Origin of the sequence: Pseudomonas juntendi (assembly GCF_009932375.1) — a bacterium.
GTDB classification, from domain to species: Bacteria; Pseudomonadota; Gammaproteobacteria; order Pseudomonadales; family Pseudomonadaceae; genus Aquipseudomonas; species Aquipseudomonas juntendi.
Genome location: NZ_BLJG01000570.1, coordinates 1 through 282 on the forward strand (window position 1 = coordinate 1; position 282 = coordinate 282).

General features: G+C 59.9%; 1 pseudogene. It reads right to left on the reverse strand.

Features of this window, described 5'->3' with window-relative positions:
* Positions 1-248: pseudogene (locus tag GYA94_RS27310) on the reverse strand (putrescine ABC transporter permease PotH); the annotation flags it as partial.
* Positions 249-282: the final 34 nt, after the last annotated feature.

A 282-nucleotide genomic window follows, 5' to 3' on the forward strand; every position in this document is an offset into this window, starting at 1 on the left:
AGCTCATCCTCGGTCAGCAAGCCGTAGTTGGCCAGGTTCAGGACCAGCTGGATCTTGTCTTCGACGTAGGTGTAGATCTCGGTGTAGGGCGGGATCGCCACGTCGGCTTCGGCGAAGCTGATCTTCAGCACGATGAAGAACGGCAGCATGAAGAACAGGAACAGCCAGATGAACGGCACGCCGATCACCAGGTGCCGCCCCTGCGGGGTTATGCGCTGGAAGGCTCGCTTGAGCTTGCGCAGTTTCATGACCGCAGTACCACGCCGCTGTCGTCTTCCCACC